We start from the raw sequence: 1157 nt of genomic DNA, 5'->3' as shown, positions 1-1157 counted from the left end.
CCATGATGGTCATGTGTATGTTCGTGATGGTGTTCGCCCATTCTTTTTATTTATAAAGATATCAAAAACAAAAGGGTAAATAAAATAGGGAGCAAACCCAATAATATATAAATCAGATCGATCAGGTGTCTTTTTTTTAGAATTAAATATGGTTTAAATGGGTTTCTTCTTTAAAGTTTATGGATTTTAAGGTCTGCCATTTATAAGTACAAATACAAATGGGATATTTGAGGCTCTTAGTACGAAATACAGTTCGCTCTATTACTATTAAACGTGCTTCATAACCTGAAAAGTAGTAATAAGTTGAAAGCATGGTGATTTCCGGATGGAAATGCCATGCTTATTTTTTTATTAAAGCCGGAAGGAATGTATGGTTAAGGTGTGCATGGCTGTAAATAGAAAAGGGACCTAAGTCTAGCGACCTGGTCCCTTTTTCATTAAATTAACGCTCTCGGTTCAAATATAGTTTTATTATTAGATGAAACAAATTTTTTGTGATTTCTTTCTTTTATTTCATTTTTATCTGTGTTCTGGTTTAATTCATTTGACTCGTACCGAATAGAGATGAACGGTATCGTACACCAACTGTTCGATACTGACCAACTGGATCTGAACTAATTGCTTATTTTAGCCTTTTATCTTCAGTTGTGGCCTTCTTTAAATCTGGCATTCAGTTGGTAGTAAAATTGACATGGAAAAGATTAGCTTTAAAATAGCGTGGAGAAGTCTCTTCAAAAACAAGAGATTTACTTTGATTAATCTTGGAGGATTGGCTATAGGGCTAGCCTCTTCTTTACTGTTGTTGATCTATGTGGCTAATGAATGGAAGTTTAATAGTCAATACAATGATGCGGAGAATATTTTTGAGGTCAAGGCAAATCAATTGAACGATGTTCAAGAAATTGTGAGCACAGGAGACCTTACGCCAAATACACTTGCTCCAACCATGAAAAGTGAATTTTCTGCTATACAGGAAATTGCTAAAATTACTGGAGTAGACCAGATGCTGATTGTGAATGGAAATGCTGGTATTAAAGCACAAAATCGTTTCGCTGACGCAGATATTCTTAAAATATTAAGATATAAATTTATAGATGGAAGTAGCGAAACAGCTTTTAAACAACCTAATTCGATTATTTTAACCAGACGTACAGCGG

Annotated in this window: 1 protein-coding gene; it reads left to right on the top strand. The window is 34.1% G+C overall.

All coding sequences use genetic code 11. The features are described 5' to 3' along the window. Nucleotides 1-691: 691 nt before the first annotated feature. On the top strand, nt 692-1157 hold a 466-nt coding region (locus DBR11_RS04625; RefSeq protein ID WP_146186464.1), incomplete at its 3' end, for an ABC transporter permease.

The sequence above is a fragment of the Pedobacter sp. HMWF019 genome (genome assembly GCF_003061025.1).
GTDB lineage: Bacteria > Bacteroidota > Bacteroidia > Sphingobacteriales > Sphingobacteriaceae > Pedobacter.
The sequence above is the reverse complement of the archived record's forward strand: the minus strand, read 5'-3'. Positions and strand labels throughout refer to the sequence as shown.